At 72.0% G+C, this 24,193-nt stretch carries 25 protein-coding genes and 1 tRNA gene; 20 read left to right on the top strand and 6 right to left on the bottom strand.

The annotated features are described in order from the left end of the window. Positions 1–386, top strand: a 386-nt coding sequence (locus LEL83_RS13975) for a hypothetical protein (protein ID WP_225559260.1), incomplete at its 5' end; no start/stop codon positions are given. Next, positions 368–592: a hypothetical protein gene (locus LEL83_RS13970; RefSeq protein WP_225559259.1), complete on the top strand. Its 225-nt coding sequence runs from the start codon at positions 368–370 to the stop codon at positions 590–592. The genes LEL83_RS13975 and LEL83_RS13970, both read left to right, overlap by 19 nt. Here LEL83_RS13970 and LEL83_RS13965 read toward each other — a convergent pair. Beyond that, a complete protein-coding gene (locus tag LEL83_RS13965; RefSeq protein ID WP_225559265.1) occupies positions 569–943 on the bottom strand; it encodes a MerR family transcriptional regulator in 375 nt (124 codons plus the stop codon). The two genes, LEL83_RS13970 and LEL83_RS13965, sit on opposite strands and share 24 nt — an antisense overlap. Before the next feature lie 69 nt (positions 944–1,012). Here LEL83_RS13965 and LEL83_RS13960 point away from each other — a divergent pair, with 69 nt between their 5' ends. The 6 genes from LEL83_RS13960 to ccsB all read left to right on the top strand — a co-directional run bounded on the left by LEL83_RS13960 (position 1,013) and on the right by ccsB (position 7,370). Then, complete coding sequence (locus LEL83_RS13960; RefSeq protein WP_198656397.1) at positions 1,013–2,506, top strand: SulP family inorganic anion transporter; 1,494 nt, start codon at positions 1,013–1,015, stop codon at positions 2,504–2,506. A 68-nt stretch (positions 2,507–2,574) separates the two neighbouring features. Beyond that, a complete protein-coding gene (locus LEL83_RS13955; RefSeq protein WP_225559258.1) occupies positions 2,575–3,231 on the top strand; it encodes a histidine phosphatase family protein in 657 nt (218 codons plus the stop codon). 23 nt (positions 3,232–3,254) lie between these two features. Beyond that, positions 3,255–3,902, top strand: coding sequence for a TlpA family protein disulfide reductase (locus LEL83_RS13950; protein WP_225559257.1), 648 nt, complete (start codon positions 3,255–3,257; stop codon positions 3,900–3,902). Positions 3,903–3,947: 45 nt separating this feature from the next. Beyond that, positions 3,948–4,646 (top strand): cytochrome c biogenesis CcdA family protein, encoded by a 699-nt coding sequence (locus tag LEL83_RS13945; RefSeq protein WP_225559264.1) that lies wholly within the window; start codon positions 3,948–3,950, stop codon positions 4,644–4,646. Next, on the top strand, positions 4,630–6,354 hold the full coding sequence (resB, locus tag LEL83_RS13940; RefSeq protein WP_225559256.1) for a cytochrome c biogenesis protein ResB: 1,725 nt from the start codon (positions 4,630–4,632) through the stop codon (positions 6,352–6,354). Before LEL83_RS13945 ends, resB begins: the two co-directional genes overlap by 17 nt. A gap of 5 nt (positions 6,355–6,359) precedes the next feature. Beyond that, positions 6,360–7,370 carry a c-type cytochrome biogenesis protein CcsB gene (gene ccsB, locus LEL83_RS13935; protein WP_225559263.1) on the top strand — a complete coding sequence of 337 codons (1,011 nt, stop codon included), beginning with the start codon at positions 6,360–6,362 and terminating at the stop codon, positions 7,368–7,370. A 274-nt stretch (positions 7,371–7,644) separates the two neighbouring features. Here ccsB and LEL83_RS13930 read toward each other — a convergent pair whose 3' ends face one another. Then, entirely contained in the window at positions 7,645–8,628 is a 984-nt protein-coding gene (locus LEL83_RS13930; RefSeq protein WP_225559255.1) for an o-succinylbenzoate synthase, read from the bottom strand. Positions 8,629–8,755: 127 nt separating this feature from the next. On the opposite strand from LEL83_RS13930, the gene LEL83_RS13925 reads away from it, so the two are divergent. The 4 genes from LEL83_RS13925 to LEL83_RS13910 are packed head-to-tail and all read left to right on the top strand — an operon-like array spanning position 8,756 to position 12,393. After that, complete coding sequence (locus LEL83_RS13925; protein ID WP_225559254.1) at positions 8,756–9,241, top strand: hypothetical protein; 486 nt, start codon at positions 8,756–8,758, stop codon at positions 9,239–9,241. Between the two features lie 44 nt (positions 9,242–9,285). Further along, positions 9,286–10,215: a 1,4-dihydroxy-2-naphthoyl-CoA synthase gene (locus LEL83_RS13920; RefSeq protein WP_225559253.1), complete on the top strand. Its 930-nt coding sequence runs from the start codon at positions 9,286–9,288 to the stop codon at positions 10,213–10,215. Further along, a complete protein-coding gene (locus LEL83_RS13915; RefSeq protein ID WP_225559252.1) occupies positions 10,215–11,351 on the top strand; it encodes an AMP-binding protein in 1,137 nt (378 codons plus the stop codon). The genes LEL83_RS13920 and LEL83_RS13915 overlap by 1 nt, the downstream gene beginning before the upstream one ends. A 40-nt stretch (positions 11,352–11,391) precedes the next feature. Then, positions 11,392–12,393 carry a 1,4-dihydroxy-2-naphthoate polyprenyltransferase gene (locus tag LEL83_RS13910; protein WP_225559251.1) on the top strand — a complete coding sequence of 334 codons (1,002 nt, stop codon included), beginning with the start codon at positions 11,392–11,394 and terminating at the stop codon, positions 12,391–12,393. Positions 12,394–12,436: 43 nt separating this feature from the next. Here the strand turns inward: LEL83_RS13910 and LEL83_RS13905 are convergent, their stop codons facing one another. Next, positions 12,437–12,703, bottom strand: coding sequence for a DUF4229 domain-containing protein (locus LEL83_RS13905; RefSeq protein ID WP_225559250.1), 267 nt, complete (start codon positions 12,701–12,703; stop codon positions 12,437–12,439). A 64-nt stretch (positions 12,704–12,767) separates the two neighbouring features. Here LEL83_RS13905 and LEL83_RS13900 point away from each other — a divergent pair, with 64 nt between their 5' ends. Both LEL83_RS13900 and menD read left to right on the top strand, forming a co-directional pair. Continuing rightward, positions 12,768–13,124 carry a PLDc N-terminal domain-containing protein gene (locus tag LEL83_RS13900; protein WP_198656388.1) on the top strand — a complete coding sequence of 119 codons (357 nt, stop codon included), beginning with the start codon at positions 12,768–12,770 and terminating at the stop codon, positions 13,122–13,124. Beyond that, complete coding sequence (gene menD / locus LEL83_RS13895) at positions 13,117–14,862, top strand: 2-succinyl-5-enolpyruvyl-6-hydroxy-3-cyclohexene-1-carboxylic-acid synthase (RefSeq protein WP_225559262.1); 1,746 nt, start codon at positions 13,117–13,119, stop codon at positions 14,860–14,862. The genes LEL83_RS13900 and menD overlap by 8 nt, the downstream gene beginning before the upstream one ends. 134 nt (positions 14,863–14,996) lie before the next feature. Here the strand turns inward: menD and LEL83_RS13890 are convergent, their stop codons facing one another. Next, positions 14,997–16,256: an isochorismate synthase gene (locus tag LEL83_RS13890; RefSeq protein WP_225559249.1), complete on the bottom strand. Its 1,260-nt coding sequence runs from the start codon at positions 16,254–16,256 to the stop codon at positions 14,997–14,999. Positions 16,257–16,396: 140 nt separating this feature from the next. On the opposite strand from LEL83_RS13890, the gene LEL83_RS13885 reads away from it, so the two are divergent. The 4 genes from LEL83_RS13885 to LEL83_RS13870 all read left to right on the top strand — a co-directional run bounded on the left by LEL83_RS13885 (position 16,397) and on the right by LEL83_RS13870 (position 20,870). Continuing rightward, positions 16,397–17,185 (top strand): demethylmenaquinone methyltransferase, encoded by a 789-nt coding sequence (locus tag LEL83_RS13885; protein WP_225559248.1) that lies wholly within the window; start codon positions 16,397–16,399, stop codon positions 17,183–17,185. Between the two features lie 31 nt (positions 17,186–17,216). After that, positions 17,217–18,293 (top strand): polyprenyl synthetase family protein, encoded by a 1,077-nt coding sequence (locus LEL83_RS13880; RefSeq protein ID WP_198656385.1) that lies wholly within the window; start codon positions 17,217–17,219, stop codon positions 18,291–18,293. Positions 18,294–18,373: 80 nt separating this feature from the next. After that, entirely contained in the window at positions 18,374–19,747 is a 1,374-nt protein-coding gene (locus LEL83_RS13875; protein WP_225559247.1) for an FAD-dependent oxidoreductase, read from the top strand. 7 nt (positions 19,748–19,754) lie between these two features. Beyond that, on the top strand, positions 19,755–20,870 hold the full coding sequence (locus LEL83_RS13870) for a heparan-alpha-glucosaminide N-acetyltransferase domain-containing protein (RefSeq protein WP_225559246.1): 1,116 nt from the start codon (positions 19,755–19,757) through the stop codon (positions 20,868–20,870). A 37-nt stretch (positions 20,871–20,907) separates the two neighbouring features. Here the strand turns inward: LEL83_RS13870 and cls are convergent, their stop codons facing one another. Both cls and LEL83_RS13860 read right to left on the bottom strand, forming a co-directional pair. Beyond that, complete coding sequence (cls, locus tag LEL83_RS13865; RefSeq protein WP_225559245.1) at positions 20,908–22,368, bottom strand: cardiolipin synthase; 1,461 nt, start codon at positions 22,366–22,368, stop codon at positions 20,908–20,910. Positions 22,369–22,412: 44 nt separating this feature from the next. Continuing rightward, positions 22,413–22,901: a YajQ family cyclic di-GMP-binding protein gene (locus LEL83_RS13860; protein WP_225559244.1), complete on the bottom strand. Its 489-nt coding sequence runs from the start codon at positions 22,899–22,901 to the stop codon at positions 22,413–22,415. Positions 22,902–23,038: 137 nt separating this feature from the next. On the opposite strand from LEL83_RS13860, the gene LEL83_RS13855 reads away from it, so the two are divergent. Further along, positions 23,039–23,123 (top strand) — tRNA-Tyr (locus LEL83_RS13855). A 107-nt stretch (positions 23,124–23,230) separates the two neighbouring features. Continuing rightward, positions 23,231–24,061, top strand: coding sequence for an inositol monophosphatase family protein (locus LEL83_RS13850; protein WP_225559243.1), 831 nt, complete (start codon positions 23,231–23,233; stop codon positions 24,059–24,061). Positions 24,062–24,193: the final 132 nt, after the last annotated feature.

The raw sequence follows: 24,193 nt of genomic DNA, 5'->3' as shown, positions 1-24,193 counted from the left end.
GTGGCCGGGTCGCGGGACGAGAGGGGGACCGGGTGGGGACGGGGACGGGGGAGCTCGCGGCCTGGCCGCCTGCGGCGGTGGCGGTGGTCGTCGCCGCGTTGTGCACGGCGTGCTTCACGGTGCTGGTGGCGGTCGTCGGTGGGCTGTGGGCGGTCGTCCGGTGGCGTCGGGACGTCGCGCGGGAACAGCGCGATCGGGCCTGGGCGCGGTTCGTCTGGACGGTCGACCACGTCACGGACGCGGACGTGGGTCGCGCCGAGATCGGGAGACTCGTCGCGGCAGCGATGTACAACATGCAGATCCTTCGCGAGGCCGACGAGGTCATCGGCAAGCTCGTGCTGGAACTGGTGACGGAAGAGGAGCAGACATGCAACAGGACCCGGTGAAGGCCTTGTTCGCGCGGCGGGACGAAGAGTGGAAGGCGAACGTGCGTCGGCGGCACCGGTTCCGGCCGTGGCGGGCACGTCGGGTGATCGCCGAGCACGATCGGCTGCGGGAGATGATGGCGGAGATGGCCGAGGCCAAGCGGGAACGCCGGCGCCTCGTCGCGGCCGGCGTGCTCGACGGCTCAGGGGAGCGACGCGCGGAGTGATCCCAGGGTGCCGATGAACTCCTCGGCCATGCCGGCCCGCTCGACGAGCTTCGCGTGCCGGGCCCGGGCGTTGGCGAGCCACTCGTCGAGACGTGCAGCCTGGGCCGGAGCGCCGTCGGGGTCCTTCGTGGCGAGGGCGTCCACGACCCGGAGCAGCTCGGCCATCTCGTCGAGCGTGAACCCGAGCGGCTTCATGCGGCGGATGACGAGCAGGCGTTCGAGGTCCTGCGCCGTGTACACCCGGAACCCGCCCGTGGTCCGGCCGCTCGGCACGAGCAACCCGACCTCGTCGTAGTGCCGGATGGTGCGCAGGGACATGCCGGCGCGGTCGGCGAGTTCGCCGATGTGCATCGTGTCGGGGACGTCGCTGGTGCTCACGGTGCACAACTCTACTCTCACGTGAGGGTAGAGTTCACGACGATGTCCGTGATCACCCACGCGCCGACGGCCCCGAGCGTCCTCGCCGCCCTCCGCTCTCCCCGCATGCTCACCCGCGAGGTCCTGGCCGGTGTCGTCACCGCGCTCGCCCTCATCCCCGAGGCCATCTCGTTCTCGGTCGTGGCCGGCGTCGACCCGGCCGTCGGGCTCTTCTCGAGCGTGATCATCGCGATCGTCATCTCGATCGTCGGCGGCCGACCGGCGATGGTGTCCGCGGCAGCCGGGTCCGTCGCGCTCGTCATCGCACCGCTCGTCCGCGAGCACGGCATCGAGTACCTGGTCCCCGCGGTCGTGCTCGGCGGGGTGTTCCAGCTCGTGCTCGGGTTCCTCGGTGTCGCGCGGCTCATGCGGTTCATCCCGCGCAGCGTGAACGTCGCCTTCGTCAACGCGCTGGCGATCCTCATCTTCACCGCGCAGCTGCCGAACCTGCTCGGCGACGACGTCCCGTTCGTCGTCTGGCCGCTCACCGCCCTCGGCATCGCGATCATCGTCGGGTTCCCGTTCCTGACCAAGGCGGTCCCGGCGCCGCTCGTCGCGGTGGTCGTCATCACGGGGATCACGATGCTCTTCAGCATCGTCGTCCCGACGGTGGGCGACGAGGGGGAGCTGCCCACCGCGCTGCCCGGGTTCAACCCGATCGTGACGCCGTTCTCGCTCGAGACCCTGCAGATCATCGCGCCGTACGCGTTCGGCGTCGCGATCGTCGGGCTCATCGAGACGCTGCTGACCGCGCAGCTCGTCGACTCGCTCACCGACACCGGGTCGAGCAAGTGGCGGGAGTCGTGGGGGCAGGGCGTCGCGAACATCGCGTCGGCGTTCTTCGGCGGCACCGGCGGCTGCGCGATGATCGGCCAGACGGTCATCAACGTGAAGACCGCCGGTGCCCGCACCCGGGTGTCGACCTTCGTGGCCGGCGCCTCGGTGCTCGTGCTCACGATCGTCCTGCACGACCTCGTCGCCCAGATCCCGATGGCCGCCCTGACGGCCGTGATGCTCATGGTCTGCGTCGCCACGTTCGACTGGCACAGCGTCCGACCGCGCACCCTGCGCCGGATGCCGCTCGGCGAGACCGCGGTGATGCTCATCACCGTCGTGGTGGTCGTCGTCACCGAGAACCTCGCGACCGGTGTGCTGGTCGGCGTGGTCGTGGCGGCCCTGGTCTTCGCCCGCCGCGTGGCGCACGTCGTCGAGGTCGTCCGCGAGCCGGTCGACGACCGGACCGTGCGGTACCGCGTTCGTGGAGCCCTGTTCTTCGCCTCGTCGAACGACCTCGTCACCCGGTTCTCGTACGCCGACGACCCGGAGCACGTGGTCATCGACATGTCCGACGCGCACGTCTTCGACGCCTCGACCGTCGCCGCGCTCGACGGCGTGGAACAGCGCTTCGCCAGGCACGGCTCCACCGTCGAGGTGGTCAACCTCAACACCGGTTCGGTGGCCATCCACGGGCGGCTCTCCGGTGAGCTCGGCGGCTGAGCGCTTCCGCATCCGGTGAATCCCCTGAGGGGGCGGTGGGAACGCACGAGCGACCTAGACTGGAACCCATGCCCGCCACCCGACTCCACCTCGTCCGGCACGGTGAGGTGCACAACCCCGACCGCGTCCTCTACGGTCGGCTGCCGGGCTTCGGACTGAGCGACCTCGGCACGCGGATGGCCCAGGCCTCCGCGACCGCCTGGAAGGACGCCGGCGTCGACGTCCGTCGGATCGTGGCCTCGCCGTTGCAGCGCACGCAGGAGTCCGCCGCGCCCTGGGCCGAGGCCTTCGGGCTCGACGTGCGGCTCGACGAGCGGCTGATCGAGCCGACGAACCGGTACGAGGGGCAGCCCCCGGGGTTCACGAAGCGCTCGCTCGGCCGTCCGGCGGAGTGGCCGTGGATCGCCAACCCGCTCCGCCCGAGCTGGGGCGAGGCCTACGAGTCGATCGCGAACCGCATGCTCGCGGCGATGACCACGGCGTGGGAGAGCGTCGACGGCGGCGACGTCGTCCTGGTCAGCCACCAGCTGCCGATCTGGATGGTGCACCGCAGGCTCGCGGGGGAGCCCCTGTGGCACGACCCGCGCAAGCGTCGGTGCGACCTCTCGAGCATCACCAGCGTCGAACGGGTACCCGCCTCGTCGACCGGTCGGTTCACCGAGGTCGGGTACGCGGACCCCGCGCAGGACCTGCGCGCGACCGCCGTCGACGAAGGAGCAGTGTGACCAGCACGAGCAGTGAGGCCAGCATGAGCAGTGTGGAGCGCACGAGCAGTGTGCACGGCACCGGCAAGCGGTTCGCGGTCCTCGCGGCGACGGCGATCGCCGCAGCACTCGTGCTGTCCGGCTGCTCGTCGGACAGCGGCGACCTCGCGAAGCAGTACGGCAACGGCACGACGCAGAACTACATCTCCGGCGACGGCGCCGTGACCGAGGTCTCGGCGGAGGACCGCCGCGACCCGGTCACGTTCCGGGCGGAGGACGCGAACGGCGACACCGTCTCGTCGGAGGACCTGCGCGGCAAGGTCGTCGTCCTGAACTTCTGGTACGCCAGCTGCCCGCCGTGCCGCGCCGAGGCGAAGTACCTCAACCAGGTGCACGACGCGTACGCCGACTCCGACGACGTCGCGTTCATCGGGGTCAACGTCCGCGACGAGGCAGCGACCGCCGCCGCGTTCGAGCGCACCTTCGGTGTCGAGTACCCGACGGTGCTCGACCAGCGGACGGGCACCATGCAGCTCGCCCTCTCCGGCCAGATCGCCCCGAACGCCGTGCCCGCGACGATCGTCCTCGACACGAAGGGCCGCGTCGCCGCCCGGGTGCTCGGTGCGATCGACGGCACGAGCATCCTGAAGACCCTGGTCAGTGACGAGCTCGACGCCGGCAAGGCCTCCTGACCGGTGGCCTCCAACCCCTTCGCCGACGCGATCCTGAGCGGCCAGATGGCCGTCGCGCTGCCCGTGGCGGCGCTCGCCGGTCTCGTGTCGTTCCTGTCGCCGTGCGTGCTGCCGCTCGTGCCGGGGTACCTCGGGTACGTCGGCGGGATCGCCGAGGGCGGCCAGCGCCGCGGTCGTGTGGTGGTCGGGGTCCTGCTGTTCGTCGCCGGGTTCACCGCGGTGTTCGTGGCGTACACGACGGTGTTCGGTGCGCTCGGTTTCTGGCTCGTCCGGTGGCGTGACCTCATCACGCAGGTGCTCGGGGTCGTCGTCATCCTGATGGGCCTGGTCTTCGTCGGCCGGTTCACCTTCCTGCAGCGCACGATCAAGCCCGGGTGGACACCCGCGACCGGGCTCGTCGGCGCCCCGCTGCTCGGCATCGTGTTCGGCCTCGGCTGGACGCCGTGCCTCGGCCCGACGCTCGCCGCGATCAACCTGCTCAGCGTGCAGTCCGGCAGTGCCTGGCAGGGCATGTGGCTCGGCGTCGCGTACTGCATCGGACTCGGCCTGCCGTTCGTCCTGGTCGCGGTGGGGGCCGGCTGGGCCACCGGGGCCATCGCTGCCGTGAAGCGCCACATGCGCACCGTCAACATCATCGGAGGAGCGATCCTGATCGTCATCGGTCTGCTCATGGTCACCGGTATCTGGTCGGCCGTCATGTCGAGCGTCGGGGCGGTGATCCAGAGCTTTGTCCCCGCGATCTGACCCCGACGACACGACGACCGGTGCCGAGGCGGCCGGCACCGACCGGGCCGCCGACCCGCAGCGACCGTCCGACCACGTCGACGGCTCCGCCCCCGTCGACAGCGGCCCGAACCAGCCGAAGCTCGGGTTCGTCGGGTACCTGCGGTTCTTCTGGCGCCAGCTCACGAGCATGCGCACGGCGCTGTTCCTGCTCATGCTGCTCGCCCTCGCGGCGATCCCGGGCTCGCTCGTACCGCAGCGCACCGCCGACCCGAACGGCGTGGTGCAGTACAAGGCCGACCACCCGCAGCTGTTCCCGGTCCTCGACGCCCTGCAGGTCTTCGACACGTACACCTCGGTGTGGTTCTCGGCGATCTACCTGCTCCTCTTCGTCTCGCTCATCGGCTGCATCGTGCCCCGCACGAAGCACCACTGGCAGGCGCTCCGCACGCGTCCGCCCCGGACGCCGGCGCGGCTGACGCGACTGGCGGGGTTCCACCGGGTGGCGGTCGAGCGTGACGCGATGATCGACGGGACCACCGGGATCGACGTCACCACGGGCCTCCCGTCCGCCGAGCAGGCGGTCCAGCGCGCCACCGCGATCCTCAAGCGGTCCGGGTACCGCGTCGAGCGGTTCGGCGACTCGGTGAGCGCGGAGCGCGGCTACCTGCGCGAGACCGGCAACCTGGTGTTCCACTCGGCGCTCGTCGGCGTGCTGCTGGCGGTCGGCGTCGGCGGCGGGTTCGGGTTCACCGGCCAGCGCCTGCTGGTCGAGGGCCAGACCTTCTCGAACGTGCTCGGCTCGTACGACTCGTTCAACCCGGGTCGGTGGTTCCAGCAGACGGACCTCAAGGGCTACAACCTGCGACTCGACGAGTTCACGACGACCTACGAGGAGCGCAACCTCGACGCCCTCGGCCAGGCACTCGACTACTCGGCGACGGTCACGAGCACCGAGAAGGGCGGCGAGCCGAAGACCAGCCGGCTCGGCGTGAACGAGCCGCTGCACGTCGGCGGCACGAACGTCTACCTGCTCGGCAACGGCTACGCGATGCAGCTCACGGTGCGGGACGGCAAGGGCGACGTGGCGTTCCAGGACGTCGTCCCGTTCCTGCCGCAGGACAACAACTACACCTCGCTGGGCGTCGTGAAGGTGCCGGACGCCTCGCCGGACCAGCTCGGCATCCGCGGGTTCTTCTACCCCACGGCGGTCAAGAACGAGCGCGGCGCGTACACCTCGGCGTACCCGGACGCCGAGAACCCGCTCCTGACGCTGCAGGTCTACACCGGCGACCTCGGCCTCGACGACGGGGTCCCGCAGAGCGTCTACACACTGAACACCGGCGGTTTGCAGCAGATCGCCGGGACGGACGCGGCGACGAAGAGCCTGGAGCTCAAGCCGGGACAGACCGAGCAGCTGCCCGACGGCGCCGGATCGATCACCTTCGACGGGGTGAAGCGGTACGTCTCGCTCGACGTGCACCACGACCCCTCGCAGCTCTGGGTCGGCGGGTTCGCGCTCCTGTCGACGCTCGGGCTGCTCACCTCGCTGTTCGTCCCGCGCCGCCGCGTGTGGGTGAAGGTGGTCCCGCGCACGGGAGCGGAGCACGGCGAGTACGACCTCGAGTACGCCGGGCTCGCCCGTGGTGAGGACCCGAACCTCGAGCGGGCCGTCGCGGACATCGCTCAACGCCACACGTCGGACCTCGGAGTTAGGATGCCCCAGTGAACGACATGACCACGAACCTGGCGACCTACTCGGTCGTGCTCACGTACTCCGCGATGGCGGTGTACGTGATCGCGTTCATCTCGTTCGCCCTCGACATGGCCAAACGCTCCGGCGAGGTCACCGCGGCGGCTGCCGCCGGTGCCGACGACACCGCGGGCTCCGCAGCGGCGTCGGCCCGCGGGGCGAAGACGGTCGCGACCGTCCGCGGCGGGACCGTCGTCCTCGAGCAGGTGGCGACGCCTCCGTCGGGCGGCTCCGCCGGGCGCGGCACGAAGTTCGAGCGCGTCGGCATGGCCATGACGATCCTGGCACTGGTGCTGCACGTCGCCTCGGTGGTGTTCCGCGGGATCGCGGCCGACCGGGTGCCGTGGGGCAACATGTTCGAGTTCTCGCTCACCGGTACGGCGCTGATCACGCTGATCTTCCTGCTCGTGCAGTTGTGGCAGAACCTGAAGTTCCTGGGCGTCTTCATCACCGGGCTCACGATCATCCTGCTCGGCGTCGCGACGGTGAACTACTGGGTCCCCGTCGTCCCGCTGCAGCCGGCGCTGCAGTCGTACTGGCTCGTCATCCACGTCTTCGTGGCGATCGCCGGCACGGGCTTCTTCGCCCTCGGTGCAGGCCTGGCGGTGGCGCAGCTCGTGCAGACGTACCGCCAGGGCCGCGGACCGTCGAGCAAGCTCCGCTTCATGGCGACGCTGCCCGATGCCGACCGGCTCGAGGTGCTGACCTACCGCGTCCTGCTCGTCGGCTTCGTGCTCTGGACCTTCACGCTCATCGCCGGTGCGATCTGGGCCGAGCGCGCCTGGGGCCGTTACTGGGGGTGGGACACCAAGGAGGTCTGGACCTTCATCATCTGGGTCGTCTACGCCGGGTACATCCACGCGCGTGCGACCCGCGGCTGGCGCGGAGCGCGCTCGTCGTGGCTGGCCCTGATCGGCTTCGCCGCGGTGATGTTCAACTTCTCGGTCGTCAACGTCTTCTTCAAGGGGCTGCACAGCTACTCCGGACTGTGAGCGGCGCGGGTCGCTGACGCGACCACGATCGGACGGGAGGCGCGGTGCCAGCTGGCACCGCGCCTCCCGTCCGTCGTCCGGCTGCGTCCGAGGCCAGGAAGACGCCGTCGTGTCGGTGGGATGCCGCCTTGTCCTCGACACGCCGCTGATCCCGGCGGCGTCTCGATGACCCGGCGGCGTTTGGATGACTCGGCGGCGTCGAGAGGAGACGCCGGCGTTCCGCAGCGACGCCGGCGTTCTGCGGAAACGGCGGCGTCGAACGGAGACGCCGGCGCTACCCGGCGGCGGCGAGCAGTGCGTGCACGCGGGCCACCCGCTCACGCCACCACGCCGAACGCTCCGGCGATGCCGCGTACCGCGCCAGCAACTCCGGCGACACCTCGACACGACGCACCGGGACCCGCCCCTCGACCGGCAGCAGCGGCTCCGTGGTGACGTCGCCCGTGAACATCACCGCGGTGCCGAGGCCCGCCGCGTACCCGGGGGACATCGCCGCCGCAGCGAGGAACGCCCCCATCCCGAGCCCCACCGACGTGTCGAGCGCACTGGAGACCACGCAGGGCAGCCCGGCCTCGGCGATCACCCGTCGGGCGGCGGTGACGCCACCGAGGGGCTGCGCCTTGACGACGAGGACGTCCGCGGCACCGGCGCGGGCGACCGCCAGCGGATCGGTGGCCTTGCGGACGCTCTCGTCGGCGGCGATCCGGACGCCGAGCCCGTCGATCCGGTCCCGCAGCGCGGCGAGTTCCGGCACCGTCGCGCAGGGCTGCTCGGCGTACTGCAGGTCGAACCGTGCCAGGCGCTCGAGGGCCGCCGCTGCCTGGTCGACGCTCCACAGGCCGTTGGCGTCGATGCGGACGGCGGCGTCCGGCCCCATCGCGCGCCGGACCGCCGCCACCCGGGCGACGTCGTCGTCGACGGTGGTGCCGGGCTCGGCGACCTTGACCTTGGCGGTGGTGCAGCCGGGGTACCGGCGCAGCAGGTCGGCGACGTCGTCGGCCGCGATCGCCGGGACGGTGGCGTTGACCGGGACGGACCCGGCGGCCGGCTCGTGGTCGGTCCAGCCGAAGTCGACGGCCGCACGGAGCCACGCGGCGGCCTCGGCGTCGTCGTACTCGACGAACGGCGAGAACTCGGTCCACCCGGACGGGCCGCGGAGGACGACGGCCTCGCGCGTGGTGATGCCGCGGAACCGCACCCGCATGGGCAGGGCGACCACGTGCGCGTCGGCGAGCAGGTCGGCGAGGTCGGGGAGCACGTCGCCATCCTCCCACCGCGCCCAGTCGACCTGCCGGTTCCTCGGAGGGGACCGCCAGGGCGGGGCACTAGCATGCACCGGTCGGCCTCGGTCGGCGAGGGGAACGACCCGGAACGATGGAGGCTCGGTGGCGGCGGATCCGCAGCAGCGCGCGTCGCAGCGCGCGACGCAACGCCCGTCCGACCCGTCCCGTGGTGGCGGTCGTCCCTCCGGCGCCGCTCGCCCGACCGCGGCGGCTGCGTCCGGCACCGACGAGTTCGCCCGGCTCATGCACCGGAACACCGTCGACGTCCGGCAGACCGGCACACCCCGGCGCCGCAACCCCGTCGTGGGAAAGATCGCCCTCGGGCTCGCCGTGGTCTCGGCCGCGGTCGACGCCAGCGCGTTCGCGGTGTTCATGGGCGGGGACACGAACTTCGCGTTCGGCATCTGCTTCGTCGTCGTGTTCCTGACCCTGATCGCGGCGGTGCTCGGCTTCGTCGCGGCGGTGGGGTCGTTCGGCCGGTGGTACGGCGCGGTCGGGGTCGTGGTGGCGTTCTTCGCGAACCCGGTCATCCTGATCGTGATCCTGGTGTTCGTCGCACCGGAGGTCCTGACGGGCATGGGCGCCTGACCTGACCCGACCGCCGCTCGTGCAGCCGGCGGTACGTTGGGAGCATGGCTGCTCCCGTCTCCGACCTGTTCGATCCCGACGTCTGGACCGCGGCTCCGATCGCGGAGCAGTTCACGGATATCACGTACCACAAGCACGTCTCGAAGGGGATCGTCCGGGTCGCCTTCGACCGTCCCGAGGTCCGCAACGCGTTCCGCCCGCGCACCGTCGACGAGCTGTACCGCGCCCTCGACGACGCCCGCCAGGACCCCCGCGTCGGCGTGGTCCTGCTCACCGGCAACGGCCCGAGCCCGAAGGACGGCGGCTGGGCCTTCTGCTCCGGCGGCGACCAGCGCATCCGCGGGCGCAGCGGGTACCAGTACGTGGGCGACGAGGGCGCACCGCCGGAGGGCGTCGACCCCGCGGCGGCCCAGGCGTCGATGGGGCGCCTGCACATCCTCGAGGTCCAGCGCCTCATCCGGATGATGCCGAAGGTCGTCATCGCCGTCGTGCCCGGCTGGGCGGCCGGCGGCGGGCACTCGCTGCACGCCATCTGCGACCTCACCATCGCGAGCGCCGAGCACGGGAAGTTCAAGCAGACCGACGCCGACGTCGGCTCGTTCGACGGCGGCTACGGCAGCGCCTACTACGCCAAGCAGATCGGGCAGAAGTTCGCCCGCGAGGTCTTTTTCCTGGCCCAGGAGTACTCCGCCCAGCGCGCGTACGAGATGGGTGCCGTGAACGCCGTCGTCCCGCACGAGGACCTCGAGCGCGAGGCGATCCGCTGGGGCGAGATCGTGCTCGGCAAGTCCCCGACGGCGATCCGGATGCTCAAGTACGCGTTCAACGCCGTCGACGACGGCATGGTCGGCCAGCAGGTGTTCGCCGGCGAGGCCACGCGCCTGGCCTACGGCACCGACGAGGCGGTGGAGGGCCGCGACTCGTTCCTCGAGAAGCGCGCTCCCGAGTGGACCGCCTTCCCCTGGCACTACTGATGCCCCGCCCGCTGGTCGCGACCGGCACGTCGGACCCGTCGGCCGTCCTGCGCGGCCTGGAGGCGGCACTCGCCGGCGGGCCCGCACTGCTCCCCGTCGCCGAGGGGGCCCCGGCGCTGCCGACACCACCTCCGGCCGAGGTCCGGCAGGCGGTCGCCCTGGTGGTCGAGACGAGCGGGTCCACCGGCACCGGCAAGCGCGTGGCGCTGTCGTCCGAGGCGCTCCTCGCCGGCGCGGCCGCTGCGGACGCCGCGCTCGGTGGCCCGGGGCGCTGGGTGCTCGCCCTGCCGACGCACTACATCGCCGGGCTCAACGTCCTGACCCGGTCCATCACCGCGGGGACCGACCCGGTCGTCGTCGCCCCGGGGCACTTCGCGGCGCGGGCGTTCACCGAGGCGGCCGACCGGCTCGTCACCGGCCCGGCAGCACCCCGGCGCTACACATCGCTCGTGCCGGTGCAGCTCGCCCGGGTGCTCGACGACCCCGACGCCACCCGGGCACTGGCGCGCTTCGACGCCGTGCTCGTCGGCGGCCAGGCCACTCCCGGGCCGCTCCGGCAGCGGGCGGCCGACGCCGGGGTGCGGATCGTGACGACGTACGGCGCCAGCGAGACGAGCGGCGGCTGCGTGTACGACGGGATCCCGTTCGGCACCGTCCGCACGGCACTGGTCGACGGGGAACTCCAGCTGGCCGGGCCGATGCTCGCCGAGGGGTACCTGGGCGACGACGACCGCACCGCGGCGACCTTCGTCGAGCGGGACGGACTGCGCTGGTACCGCACGGGGGACGCCGCGCGGCTGACCGACGGCGTGGTGCAGGTGCTCGGGCGCCTCGACGACGTGGTGATCTCCGGCGGCGAGAAGGTGCAGCTCGGTGCGGTCGAACGGATCGTCCGGGGGATGCCCGGGCAGGAGGCCGCGGTCGTCACGCGTCGCACGGCGGGGGAGTGGGGCGAGGTCCCGGTCGTCGTCACCGAGCAGCCGCTCGAACTCGACACCGTGCGCTCCGTGGTCGGAGACGCCCTGGGACGTGCCGCCCGCCCCGCGGACGTGGTCCTGGTGGAGCGGCTGCCGGCGCTGGCGTCGGGCAAGCCGGACCGCCTGGCCGTGCGGGCGCTCGTCGACCCGGGCCGGTAGGGGCCGCGGGCTGCGCGGCGCCGCGGCGGCAATAGGATCGGTGCTCGTGGCACGAACGAAGAACTCGACGCAGAAGCAGGGCCGGTCGGGCAACCCGGCGAAGGCCGCTGCCCCCGCCCGCGGCAAGCGGAAGGCGACCGCCCGCGACTGGATCGGCGGCGCACGCCTGCGGACCCTGACCCTCGGGGTCGTCCCGGTCGTGCTGGGCACGGCCGTCGCGTTCGTCGACAGCGGGCAGCCCGGCGACTTCGGCGACTACCTGGCGCAGGACGGCCACCTCGCCGTCGCGCTGCTCGCCCTCGCCGTGGCCCTGTTCCTGCAGATCGGCGTGAACTACAGCAACGACTACTCCGACGGCGTGCGCGGTACCGACGAGTTCCGCGTCGGCCCCGCGCGGCTCACCGGTGCCGGCCTGGCGAAGCCCCGCACGGTACTCGCCGTCGCGCTGACGTTCTTCGGCCTGGCGGCGGTCGCCGGGCTCGTGATCGTGCTGCTCACCCAGCTGTGGTGGCTGCTGCTCGTCGGCGCCGCGGCCATCGTCGCCGCCTGGTTCTACACCGGCGGCAAGAAGCCGTACGGGTACAACGCCCTCGGCGAGGTCTTCGTCTTCGTGTTCTTCGGGCTGGTCGCCGTGCTCGGCACGCAGTTCGTGCAGATCCGCGAGGTCACCGTCAGCGGATGGGCCGCCGCGGTCGCCGCCGGGTTCTTCGCCTGCGCCGTCCTCATGGTGAACAACATCCGCGACATCGACGAGGACCACCTGGCGGGCAAGCGCACGCTCGCGGTGGTCGTCGGCCGTCCGGTGGCACGGGTGCTCTTCGGCCTGTTCCTGATGCTGCCGTACGTCGTGCTGCTGTGGTTCGTGCTGCTCTACTTCCGCACCGGGCTGACGTACTTCTCGCTGCTGCTCGCGCTGCCGGCCCTGGCGATCGGGATCTCGTCGCGGAAGCCGCGGGAGCTCATCACGGCCCTGCAGCTGTCGTCGTTCGCATCGCTCGCGTACGGCGTGGTGCTCGGGATCACGCTGGCCGTCCAGCCGTAGCCACGCGGGCCGGCTCCCCGGCCGGAGGGGCCGTCGGGTCGGCTCAGGCGGCGTCGGTGTCCCGGCGTTCGACGAAGTCGTCCTCGAAGTCCGAGTCGGCGTCGCGGTCCCGCACACCACGGCGGTTCGCCAGGCTCAGCGCGACCTGGGTGCGCAGGCCGGACAGCGCGATGTACGACACGAGCAGCCCCACCAGGGCCGCGACGATCGTCGCCCAGTACCAGGGCATCGGCGTCAGGACGAGCAGGAGCACGAGCGCCGCCACGAAGATGCCGAGTCGGGCCAGGGTGTACAGGAGCCACGCTTTCACACGGTGAGTCTACGGACGGCCGACCGGCAGGGGCATCACAGGGTCGCGACCTAGACTTCACCGCATGGTCCGCTTGTGGTTGATCGTCGCCGTGGCCGCCGTCGCCTTCACGGTGTACGCCGCCATCGACTGCGGCACGATGCCCCGTCAGCGCGTCCGATCCCTGCGCCGCGGCGTGTGGCTCCTGCTCGTCATCGTCCTTCCCGTCCTGGGCGGCGTCCTGTGGTTCCTGCTCGGCCGTGCACCGGTGCCCCCGGCCCCCGCCGCCCGGTACCGTGGACCGGAAGACGACCCGGACTTCCTCGGCACCACGCCGGAGCCGGGCGACACCCTCACGGACAAGGACCAGGACGACGCGACCCTCCGAGACCTCGAAGACCAGTTCCACGACCGCGACGACGACGGCCGCACCGATCGCTGACGGCGCCGGCGGGTCGGGCAGCCCGGCGACGGACACCGCCCTCGCGCTGCTGCAGGAACTCGTCCGCGCCGGTGTGACCGACGTGGTCGTCAGCCCCGGCTCGCGGTCCCAGGCGCTGGCACTCGCCGCGGTCGCCCTGGAACGTGCCGGCGGACTGACCGTGCACGTGCGGCTGGACGAGCGGACCGCCGGGTTCTTCGCGCTCGGACTGTCCGTCGAGACCCACCGACCGGCTGCCGTGGTCACGACCTCGGGCACCGCCGTCGCGAACCTGCACCCCGCCGTGCTCGAGGCGCACCACTCCGGTGTGCCGATGATCGTCCTCAGCGCCGATCGCCCCGACGAACTGCGCGGCATCGGCAGCAACCAGACGACCGTGCAGCCGGGCATGTTCGGGCCGGCCGTCGCCTTCGTGCGGGACGTCGAGGCGCCGTCGACCCACGGCGTCGACGCGACCGTCCGGGACACCCTCCGCAGCCTCGCGCGCCAGGCGGTCGCTGCCGCCTCGGGTCACTCCGGCCAGCCCGGACCCGCGCAGCTCAACGTCGCGTTCCGCGAGCCGCTCTCCGCAGGGCTGTCGGACGAGCACGTCACCGGCGTGCCCGACGACGAGATCGACCTCGCGTTCGCCACCCGCCGCGCGCACACCGGGTTGCCGGTCGCCGAACTCAGCCCGGACGACGAGCCGGGCACCGTCGTCATCGCGGGCCACGACGCCGGCGAGGACGCCGAGCGGATCGCGTGGGAGCTCGGCGCGCCGCTCCTCGCCGAGGTCTCGAGCGGCGCGCGCTTCGGGCGCAACCTGGTGGTGGCGTACCGCGAGCTCCTGCGCGACCCGGACCACGGCGGCGCCGTCCGACGGGCCGTCGTCCTCGGCCACCCCACCCTCAGTCGCGAGGTCCCCGCGCTCCTGCAGCGCGACGGGGTCGAGACGATCGTGGTCCGCGGACCGGCGGCCGACCCCTTCGACCCGGCCCGCCCCTCCCGGCCCTCCGACACCACCTTCGTGTCGGACGTCCGCGTGACGGGCCGCACCCGCCCGGAGCACCGTGCGTGGGTGGGCCGCTGGGTCGGCGCCAGCCGACGGATCACGGGGGACGGCGACGCCGGCCCGGACCTCGACGCGAAGCGTTCGGCCGACCGCGCGGAGCGGAACAAGTTCCTCCGTGACGAGGTCGCGCTCCGTCGTCGCCCCGTCGACCGGGCCATGCTCGCCGACGCCGTCTGGGGCGTGACCTGGCCGCACGACCGGCTCGTGCTCGGCGCGTCGCAGCTCATCCGCGAAGCCGACGCCCGGGTGCTCGGCAAGAAGATCCGGGTGCACGCGAACCGGGGGCTCGCCGGCATCGACGGCACCGTCTCGACCGCGCTCGGCATCGCCGCGGCGCTCGAGCAGTCCTCGGCGTCGGTGGGCACCACGCGTGTGCTCCTCGGTGACCTGACGCTGCTGCACGACCTCGGCGCGTTCGTCACCGGCACCGAGGAACGCACCCACCGGGTGCAGGTCGTCGTCGGCAACGACCACGGCGGGGCGATATTCCGCGGCCTCGAGGTGGCGGCGACCACGCCCGCGCACGACATGCGCCGGATGATGTCCACCCCGCAGCACGTCGACGTCGAACGCGTCGTCACCGGTCTGGGGTGGGAGTACCGCCGTGCCGCGACGTGGGGTGACCTGGAGCAGGTGCTCACCGACCCCGCGGAGCGGGTCGTGATCGAGGTCCCGCTGGCCGACTGAGCGGCTGCCGACGGGCACGTGTTCCGGGCGCGCGCTGCCGGTGCTCTCGATGCCGCGCGCCCCGCTGCGGGCATCGCGCCCCGGGGAGTCGGGGCGCGACGACGGTGGCGGGGCGCGATGCCGGTGCTCGTGCCTCAGGCCAGCGCGTCGACGACCGGTCGGAACTTCAGCGCGGTCTCGGCGACCTCGCGAGCCGGGTCCGACCCGGCGACGACGCCCGCGCCGGCCCAGGCGCGGACGGTCCCGTCGTCGTCGATCTGGGCACTGCGGAGCGCGAGCATCCACTCGCCGTCGCCCGTCGCCCCCATCCAGCCGACCGGTCCGGCGTAGCGGCCGCGGTCCACGCCCTCGAGCTCGGCCACCAGCCGGACGGCCACGTCGGTGGGGGTCCCGGCCACCGCGGCCGTCGGGTGCAGGGCGTCGGCGACGTCGAGCGAGGTGGTGTCCGGTGGCAGCGTGGCCTGCACGTCCGTCGCCAGGTGCCACAGGTTCGGCAGCTGGAGGCGGAAGGGCTCGGCGTCGACGCGCAGGTCGGTGGCCAGGGGACGCAAGGCTGCGAGCAGGCTGTCGATCGCGAACGCGTGCTCCTCGACGTCCTTCGTGCTCGACGCGAGGGCCTCCGCCGCGGCGCGGTCGGACACCTCGTCGGTGCCCCGGGCCGCGCTGCCGGCCAGGACCCGGGCGCTCAGCCGGGTGCCGTCGGTGCGGGCGAGGGTCTCCGGGGTGGCGCCGACGAGCCCGTCGACGGCGAACGTGACGCACTGCGGGTACGCGGCGGCCAGGTCGAGCAGCACGGCGCGGCGGTCGGCACCGTCGGGCAGCGTCCCGACCAGGTCCCGTGCCAGCACGACCTTCTGCGCGGACCCGGCGACGATGCGGCGGACGGCCTCGGCGACGCCGTCGGCGTAGGTGGTCTCGTCGATGCGCCCGGGCCGGAGCGCGACCGAGACGTGCGGGCCCACGTGGGGGACCGGCACCGACGTCCGGGTGAACCCGAGGGGCTCGGCGCCGACGGTGGTGTCGACGGCGGTGAGCCAGGCCTTGCCCCGACGCCGGCCGATCACCACGCGCGGGACGATGAGCACGCTCTCGTCGGCGGAGTCGTCGGCGAACGCGAAGGACCCGAACGCCACGAGCCCCGAGCCGCGCAGCTGCACCGGGTCGTCCACCGTGGCGGCCTCGACGACACCGCGCCACACCGCCGCAGCCTCCCGCATCCGATCCGGCCCGGTGAACGTGAACCGCAGCGCCTCGCCGATGCCGACGATGCCGTCGCCGTTCCGCACGAAGGCCAGCGGTCGGTCGCGGAGGGTGTGGCGGAGGACGGTGCCCGGGTCGTCGAGGATCCGGGTCGAGACCGTCAGCGGGGGCGCCGCCGTGGTGGTTCGGGTCACGGTCCCGATGCTACGCGCGGTCGGTGGACGGGCCGCGCGCCGTCGGTACCCGCCCGTGCGGTCGTCCGGCACCCGCGCCGCACCACCCGGCTGGCTGTGGGTCCGGTGAACGCTCGGTCGAGACCTCTAGGATTGAGCGCGTGAGCAGAGCGGACCTGAACAAGCGGCCGGACGAGGTTGCGGCGATGTTCGACGACGTCGCGGCCAAGTACGACCTCACGAACGACATCCTGTCGGCGGGCAACGCCCCGCTGTGGCGTGTCGCCACGGTCCGGGCCGTCGACCCGCAGCCCGGCGAGAAGGTCCTCGACATCGCCGCCGGCACCGGCACCAGCGCGGCGGCCTTCGCCAAGAAGGGCGCCGAGGTCACCGCGCTCGACCTGTCCGCGGGCATGATCGCCGTCGGCCGCGAGCGCCACCCCGAGATCACCTTCGTCGAGGGCGACGCCGAACGTCTGCCCTTCGACGACGACTCGTTCGACGCCGTGACGATCTCGTTCGGCCTGCGCAACGTCAACGACCCGAAGCAGGCGCTCGCCGAGATGCTGCGCGTGCTCAAGCCCGGTGGCCGTGTCGTCATCTGTGAGTTCTCGACGCCGCCCCGCGCCCTGCTGCGCGTCGGCTACGGCACCTACCTGAAGCGGGTCCTGCCGGGCATCGCACGCCTGTCGAGCAGCAACCCGGCCGCCTACCGGTACCTCGCCGAGTCGATCGACGCCTGGCCGGACCAGCAGGTGCTGACCCAGTGGCTGCGCGGGGTCGGCTTCTCGGTCGTCGCCTACCGCAACCTGACGGCCGGTATCGTCGCACTGCACCGTGGCCGCAAGCCCGTCGCGGACATCGTGCGCGAGTCCGCCGCCCGCCGGGCGAAGGCCCGCCGCGACCACCAGACCACCGGCGAGCAGCCGCGCGTCGACCCGGCCGACTGACCGGTCCCCACCCCCGAAGACGGAGCAGCACTTGAACCCGAGCGTCCCGGTCGCACGTCGTGCGCCGAGCCTCCGCGCCTCGCTGGGCATCGGCGAGCGGCTGTTCGCCACGCCCGCCGACCGTCGCTTCATCGCCGCCGTCGACGACGGGCTCGAGCTCGTCGAACAGGGCCTCGAGGAGGCCATGCGGTCGACGGACACCCTCGCCGACACGACCAGCCGGTACCTGCTGTCCGCGGGAGGCAAGCGGATCCGCCCGACGCTCACGCTGCTCATCGCGCAGCTCGGCGACGGCGTGACCGACGCTGTCGTCAAGGCAGCGGTGAGCATCGAGACGACGCACCTGGCATCGCTGTACCACGACGACGTGATGGACGAGGCTCCGGTCCGCCGCGGGGTGCCCGCTGCACAGATCACCTACGGCAACAACGTGGCGATCCTGACCGGCGACCTGCTCTTCGCCCGCGCGAGCCTGATCACGGCCGACCTCGGCACCGAGGGGATCCGCATGCAGGCCGAGACCTTCCAGCGGCTCTGCATGGGGCAGCTGCACGAGACCACCGGCCCGCAGCCCGACGACGACCCGGTGGAGCACTACATCCAGGTGCTCAGCGACAAGACCGGATCGCTCATCGCGACGGCTGCGCGTGCCGGTGTGATGTTCTCCGGCGCCGACCGTTCCTGGCTCGAGGCCGTCGGCACCTTCGGCGAGAAGGTGGGCGTCGCCTTCCAACTCGTCGACGACGTCATCGACCTCGCCCCGGCGACCGACAAGACCGGCAAGATCGCCGGCAACGACCTGCGCGCCGGCGTCGACACACTGCCGGTGCTCCAGCTGCGCCGGATGGCCGCGACCGACCCGTCGGCGCAGCACCTGGTGGAGCGCATCGAGCGCGACGTCAACGGTGCGCCCGACGACGTGGTCGACTCCGCGCCGTACCAGTCGGCCGTCGCCGCGCTCCGCGAGCACGAGGCCACCGCGGCCACCCGCGCCGTGGCCGTCGCCTGGGCCCGCGAAGCCGTCGACGCCCTCGCTCCGCTGCCCGACGGCACGGTGAAGAAGGCGCTCACCCGGTTCGCCGACTCCGTCGTCGACCGCAGCCGCTGACCACGTCGCGCGACGAGGCCGGACGGCCGCCGCGCGGAACGCCACCGGGAACCCCCACCCGAACGAACTGGAGACGATCAGTGCCCACCCTCCGACTCGCCATCGTCGGCGCCGGCCCCGCCGGCATCTACGCCGCGGACATCCTGCTGCGCGAGGCCCACGGGCACGACGTGGCGATCGACCTGTTCGAGCAACTCCCCGCCCCGTACGGCCTGGTCCGGTACGGCGTCGCCCCCGACCACCCGCGCATCAAGGGGATCGTCAACGCGCTGCGTGACGTCCTCGACCGCGGCGTGGTGCGCCTGTTCGGCAACGTGCGCTTCGGCGAGGACATCACCCTCGAGGACCTCAAGAAGCACTACAACGCCGTCGTCTTCTCGACGGGTGCCATCAAGGACGCCGACCTCGACATCCCGGGCGTCGAGCTCGAGGGCTCGTACGGCGCGGCTGACTTCGTGAGCTGGTTCGACGGCCACCCCGACGTCCCGCGCACCTGGCCGCTGGACGCCGAGAGCGTCGCGGTGATCGGCGTCGGCAACGTCGCACTCGACGTGTCGCGCATCCTGGCGAAGCACGCCGACGACCTGCTGCCCACCGAGATCCCGGCGAACGTGTACGAGGGCCTCAAGGCGTCGCCCGTCACCGACGTGCACGTGTTCGGCCGCCGCGGCCCGGCACAGGTCAAGTTCACGCCGCTCGAGCTCCGCGAGCTCGGCGAGGTGCGCGACGTCGACATGGTCGTGTACGACGAGGACTTCGACCACGACGAGGCGTCGAAGACCGCGATCGCGACGAACAAGCAGGTCATGGTCATCAACCGCGTGCTCGAGCAGTGGCGCACGCGCGAGGTCGGACAGGCGAGCCGTCGCCTGCACCTGCACTTCTACGCGAAGCCCGTCGAGTTCGTCGGTGACGAGCAGGGCAAGCTCACGGCCATCCGCTACGAGCGCACCCGCCCGAACGGCGAGGGCGGCGTCGAGGGCACCGGCGAGATCCGCGAGATCCCGATCCAGGCCGCCTACCGCGCGGTCGGGTACTTCGGGTCCCCGCTGCCCGGCGTCCCCTTCGACGAGCGCCGGGGCGTCATCCCGAACCACGAGGGCCAGGTCCTCGACGACGACAACCAGCAGGTCCCCGGCGTGTACGCCACCGGGTGGATCAAGCGCGGTCCGGTCGGCCTGATCGGGCACACCAAGTCCGACGCGATGGAGACGGTGCAGCACATCGTCAACGACCAGGCGAACTGGTGGACCCCGGAGGACCCCTCCGCCGAGGCGATCCCGGCCCTGCTCCGCGAGCGTGGCGTCGCCTACACGGACCTCGACGGCTGGCACGCCCTCGACACCCACGAGCAAGCGCTCGGTGCGGCGGACGGACGCGAGCGCATCAAGGTCGTCCCGCGCGACGAGATGATCGACGTGTCGCTCGGCCGCGTCGACACACCGTCGAGCTGACCGACCGATGACCGGCACACGCCCCGTCCCGCCGACCGCGGTGCGGGGCGTGCCCGCGTCCGGCGTCCGGTTGCAGGGCGTCGACGTCGCCCGCGCCCTCGCCCTGCTCGGCATGATGGCCGCCCACATCGGCGGCATCGCGGAGCAGCTCGACTGGGCTGACCCGACCAGCTGGTCCGCCGTGGCCCACGGACGCCCGTCGACCCTGTTCGCGGTGCTCGCCGGGGTGTCCATCGGGCTGACGAGCGGACGCACGGACCCGCCCGGCTCGCCCGTCATCGGACGCATCCGGGCGCGACTGGCGATCCGCGCCGTGGTCGTCGTCGTGATCGGCTTCGGCCTCATCGCCCTCGACACGCCCGTGTACGTGATCCTGCCGACCTACGGCGCGCTGTTCCTGCTCGTGGTGCCGGTGCTCCGGCTCCGCCCGGTGCCCCTGCTCGTGATCGCCGGCGTGTGTGCCGTCCTGTCGCCCGTCGCCGCGCTGTTCGTCGCGCCGGCCTACGCCGGCGCCGGCATGGTGGGCGTCCAGCTCGGCCTGGTCTACCCCGTGGTCACCTTCCTGGCGTACGTCCTGGTCGGGCTCGCGGTCGCCCGGGCCGGCCTGGAGGCACGGAGCCGGCAGGTCGTGCTGCTCGCGTCCGGCGCGCTGGTCGCCGCCACCGCGTACGTCGCCGGGTCCGTCATCGCCCCGCTTCCCGACGACGCGGCCCTGGCGTTCCCCGGGGTCCCGTACGCGGGCGAGGCCTCGACCCCCGGCCAGGCCCTCGCGCAGCTGTTCCTGTCCCCGCGGGACCACTCGTCGTCGGTCGTCGACGTCGCGGGCACCGCCGGGGTGGCCGTCGCCGTCATCGCCCTCTGCACGCTCGTGTTCGACGGTCGCGGCCGGACCGCCGAACGCGTCGCGTACCCGCTCGCGGCGGTCGGTTCGATGCCGTTGACGATCTACTCGGGTCACCTCGTGGTGATCGCGCTGCTGCCCAGTTACCCCGAGTCGGCGGAGGCCTGGGGCTGGTTCGCCCTCGGCTCGGTGGTCTTCGCGATGCTGTGGCGGCGGTTCCTGGGCCGCGGCCCGCTCGAGCGGGTGGTCGGCGCCCTGGCGTCCCTCGTCCCGATGCGCTGAGCGCACCTGGCGGGCCTGCGCCGCGCCTCCAGATGCGCTACTGCAGCGCCGCGGTGAGCCGCGCGACGTTGTCGAGCACCTGCGACCGCCGCGGACGGTCGAGCCACGCGTCGAGCGTCAGCTCGAAGCTGTGCTGCTTGTAGGCGTCCTGCACCTCGCGCAGGGCGTCGACGAAGCGGTGCCCGCGCACCATGACGGACACCTCGAGGTTCAAGCTGAACGAGCGCATGTCCATGTTGCTCGACCCGATCACCGACACCTCGTCGTCGATCGTGAAGTGCTTGGCGTGCAGGATCGTCGGCGCCCGGTACAGCCAGATCTTCACGCCGGCGCGCAGGAGCCCCTCGTAGTACGAGCGCTGGGCGTGCCAGGTCATCGCGTGGTCGCCCATCTCGCCCACGAACAGCTCGACCTCGACGCCGCGCTGGGCCGTCGTGGTGATGGCGTAGAGCATGGAGTCGTCCGGCACGAAGTACGGGGACGTGATCGACACCTTCTGCTGCGCCGAGTAGAGCAGCGCGTTGAACAAGCGCAGGTTGTTCTCACCGTCGAACCCGGGGCCGGACGGCACGACCTGGCAGTCGAGCGCGTCACCACGGTCGGCGCGCTGCACCGGGTCGCTCTCGCGCAGCAGCAGCTCGTCGGTCTCGCTGTACCAGTCGGTGACGAACAGTGCGTTGAGCCCGGCGACGACGGGACCCTCGAACCGGGCGAACAGGTCCTTGTAGACCATGCCCTTCTCGACGTGCGCCTTGAGGTCGTACGACGCGTCGATCAGGTTCTGCGAGCCGGTGAAGGCCACCGATCCGTCGATGACCATGATCTTGCGGTGGTTGCGCAGGTCGGGGCGCTGGAACTTCCCCTGCAGCGGCTGCAGCGGCAGCATGAGGTGCCACGCGATGCCCGCCTGGTCCATGAACGCCAGCGTGTCCTTGTACCCGGGGTAGCCGCGGCTCGCCCAGTGGTCGAGCAGGAACCGCACCGTGACGCCCCGTGCCTGCGCCCGGGCCAGGGCGTCGAAGAAGGGCCGCGTGGTGTCGTCGAGCGTCGCGATGTAGAACTCGACGTGCACGAACCGGCGCGACTGGTCGATCGCGCGGGTCATCTCGGCGATGGACTCCTCGGTGTCCGGGTAGAGCTCGGCCGAGTTCCCACCGACCAGGGGCATCGCGCCGAGTTCACGGTTCAGCTTCGTGATGCTCTCGAGCCAGAGCGGCCAGGGGTGGTCGCGGCGGACCCGCTCGATGCCCTCGGTCTGCTCGAGGATGTACGCGTTGATCTCGGTCTGCTTCTCACGCCGGGCCCGGGGGAGCTTCGTCGACCCGATGACCAGGAAGACGATGAAGCCGATGTACGGGATGAGGAAGATCGCGAGCAGCCAGGCCGTCGCGGTCTGCGGCTTCCGGTTGATCGGGACGTAGATGATCGAGAAGACGCGGATCGCCAGGTCCAGCAGGACGAGCAGGACGGTGATCGCGACGCTGAGCCAGTGCTCCACGGGGTGCCGGTGTCGGGTTCGGGGGACGGAGGGCGGGCCGCGCGTCAGCGGAAGTTGATGAACTGCAACGGGACGTCGAACTCTTCACCCTTGAGGAGCTGGATCGTGTTCTGCAGGTCGTCGCGGCTCTTCGACGAGACACGGAGCTCGTCGCCCTGGATCTGGCTCTTCACGCTCTTCGGTGCGTTCGCCCGGAGGAACGCGCCGATCTTCTTCGCGACGTCCTGCTCGATGCCGTTCTTGAACGTGACCTCGATGCGGTACTCCTTGCCCGAGGCGTAGGGGTCGCCGGCGTCGAGGCTCTTCAGGCTGATGTTCCGCTTGATGACCTTGCTCTGCAGCACGTCGAGCACGGCCTTCGCGCGCTCCTCGGAGTTCGCCTTGATGAGGACGTCCTCGCCGCTGAACGCCACCGAGGCGCCCGCGCCCTTGAAGTCGTACCGCTGCTCGATCTCCTTGGCGGCCTGGTTGAGGGCGTTCTCCGCCTCCATCTTGTCGACCTTGCTGACCACGTCGAAGGAACTGTCTGCCATGCAGGACAGCCTAACGGCGGACAGGAGGGCCGGTTCCGGTCCTGTGGACAGGCGCACGGTGGTCACGACCACCGTCTGCGATCCGCTATGCTTTCATGCGCGCCTTCGGTTGGTGATCACACCGGCTGGGTGCGCATGGCAAGTTACCCAAGCGGCCAAAGGGATCTGACTGTAAATCAGCCGGCGTAGCCTTCGGGGGTTCGAATCCCTCACTTGCCACCACCTCGAACGGCCCCGTCCACACGGACGGGGCCGTCGTGTTTCCGCAGGGACGGGGCCGTCGCGTTTCCGCAGGGACGGGGCCGTCGCGTTTCCGCGAGGATGGGCACATGCCCACCGAACCCACGCCCGCACAGTTCGCCGACCTCGCCGAGTCGATCGCGCTCGAAGCCGCTGCCCTCGCCGCACGGCGACGGTCCGAGGGGGTCGAGGTCGCGGACCGGAAGTCGAGCATCGTCGACGTGGTCACCGCCGCCGACCGCGAGGTCGAGGCGCTCATCCGTGCCCGCATCGCCGACGCCCGACCCGACGACGCCTTCCACGGCGAGGAGTCCGGGTCCGCCCGTGGTGCCTCGGGCTTCACCTGGGTGGTCGACCCCATCGACGGCACGGTCAACTACCTGTACGGCAGCAGCGACTACGGCGTGAGCATCGGTGTCGTCCGTGGCGACCCGGACCCGATGACGTGGGAGCCCGTCGCCGGCGTCGTCGTCGCCCCGGCCACCGGCACGGTCTTCCGCGCTGCCGTCGGCCAGGGCGCGACCCGCGACGGGGTCCCGTCGACGGTCGGCTCGCCGGCCTCGCTCGCCGAGACGCTCGTGGCCACGGGGTTCGGGTACACGGCCGACCGCCGCCGTGACCAGGTCGCGGTGCTGGCCGGGCTCATCGGCGAGGTGCGGGACATCCGACGCGGGGGAGCGGCATCGCTCGACTGCTGCGCGGTCGGAGCCGGCGTGGTCGACGCCTACTACGAGCGCGGCATCAACCCGTGGGACATGGCGGGTGGCGCCCTCGTCGCGCAGGAGGCCGGCGCGACGATCCGGATCTGGGAGGCCGGGGGGACGCGGTCCTTCCTGTTCGCGAGTCCGGCCGTCGCCGACGAGCTCGAGGAACTGGTGCGCCGGCTCGAGGCCGAGGTGCTCGGCGCGCGGCGCGACTGACGCAGCACGCGTCCCCTCGGTCTGGGGGCACCCCGTGCGGCCGTGCACGACTGGCGACCCACGGCGACCTTTGCTAGCGTGCTCAGGTCCCGTTATCTGCTCGTTACCAACGAGCGCGCCCCGCCTCGATCA

The sequence above is a fragment of the Curtobacterium oceanosedimentum genome, assembly GCF_020297365.1.
GTDB lineage: Bacteria > Actinomycetota > Actinomycetes > Actinomycetales > Microbacteriaceae > Curtobacterium.
This window is presented reverse-complemented; position numbering and strand designations above follow the sequence as displayed.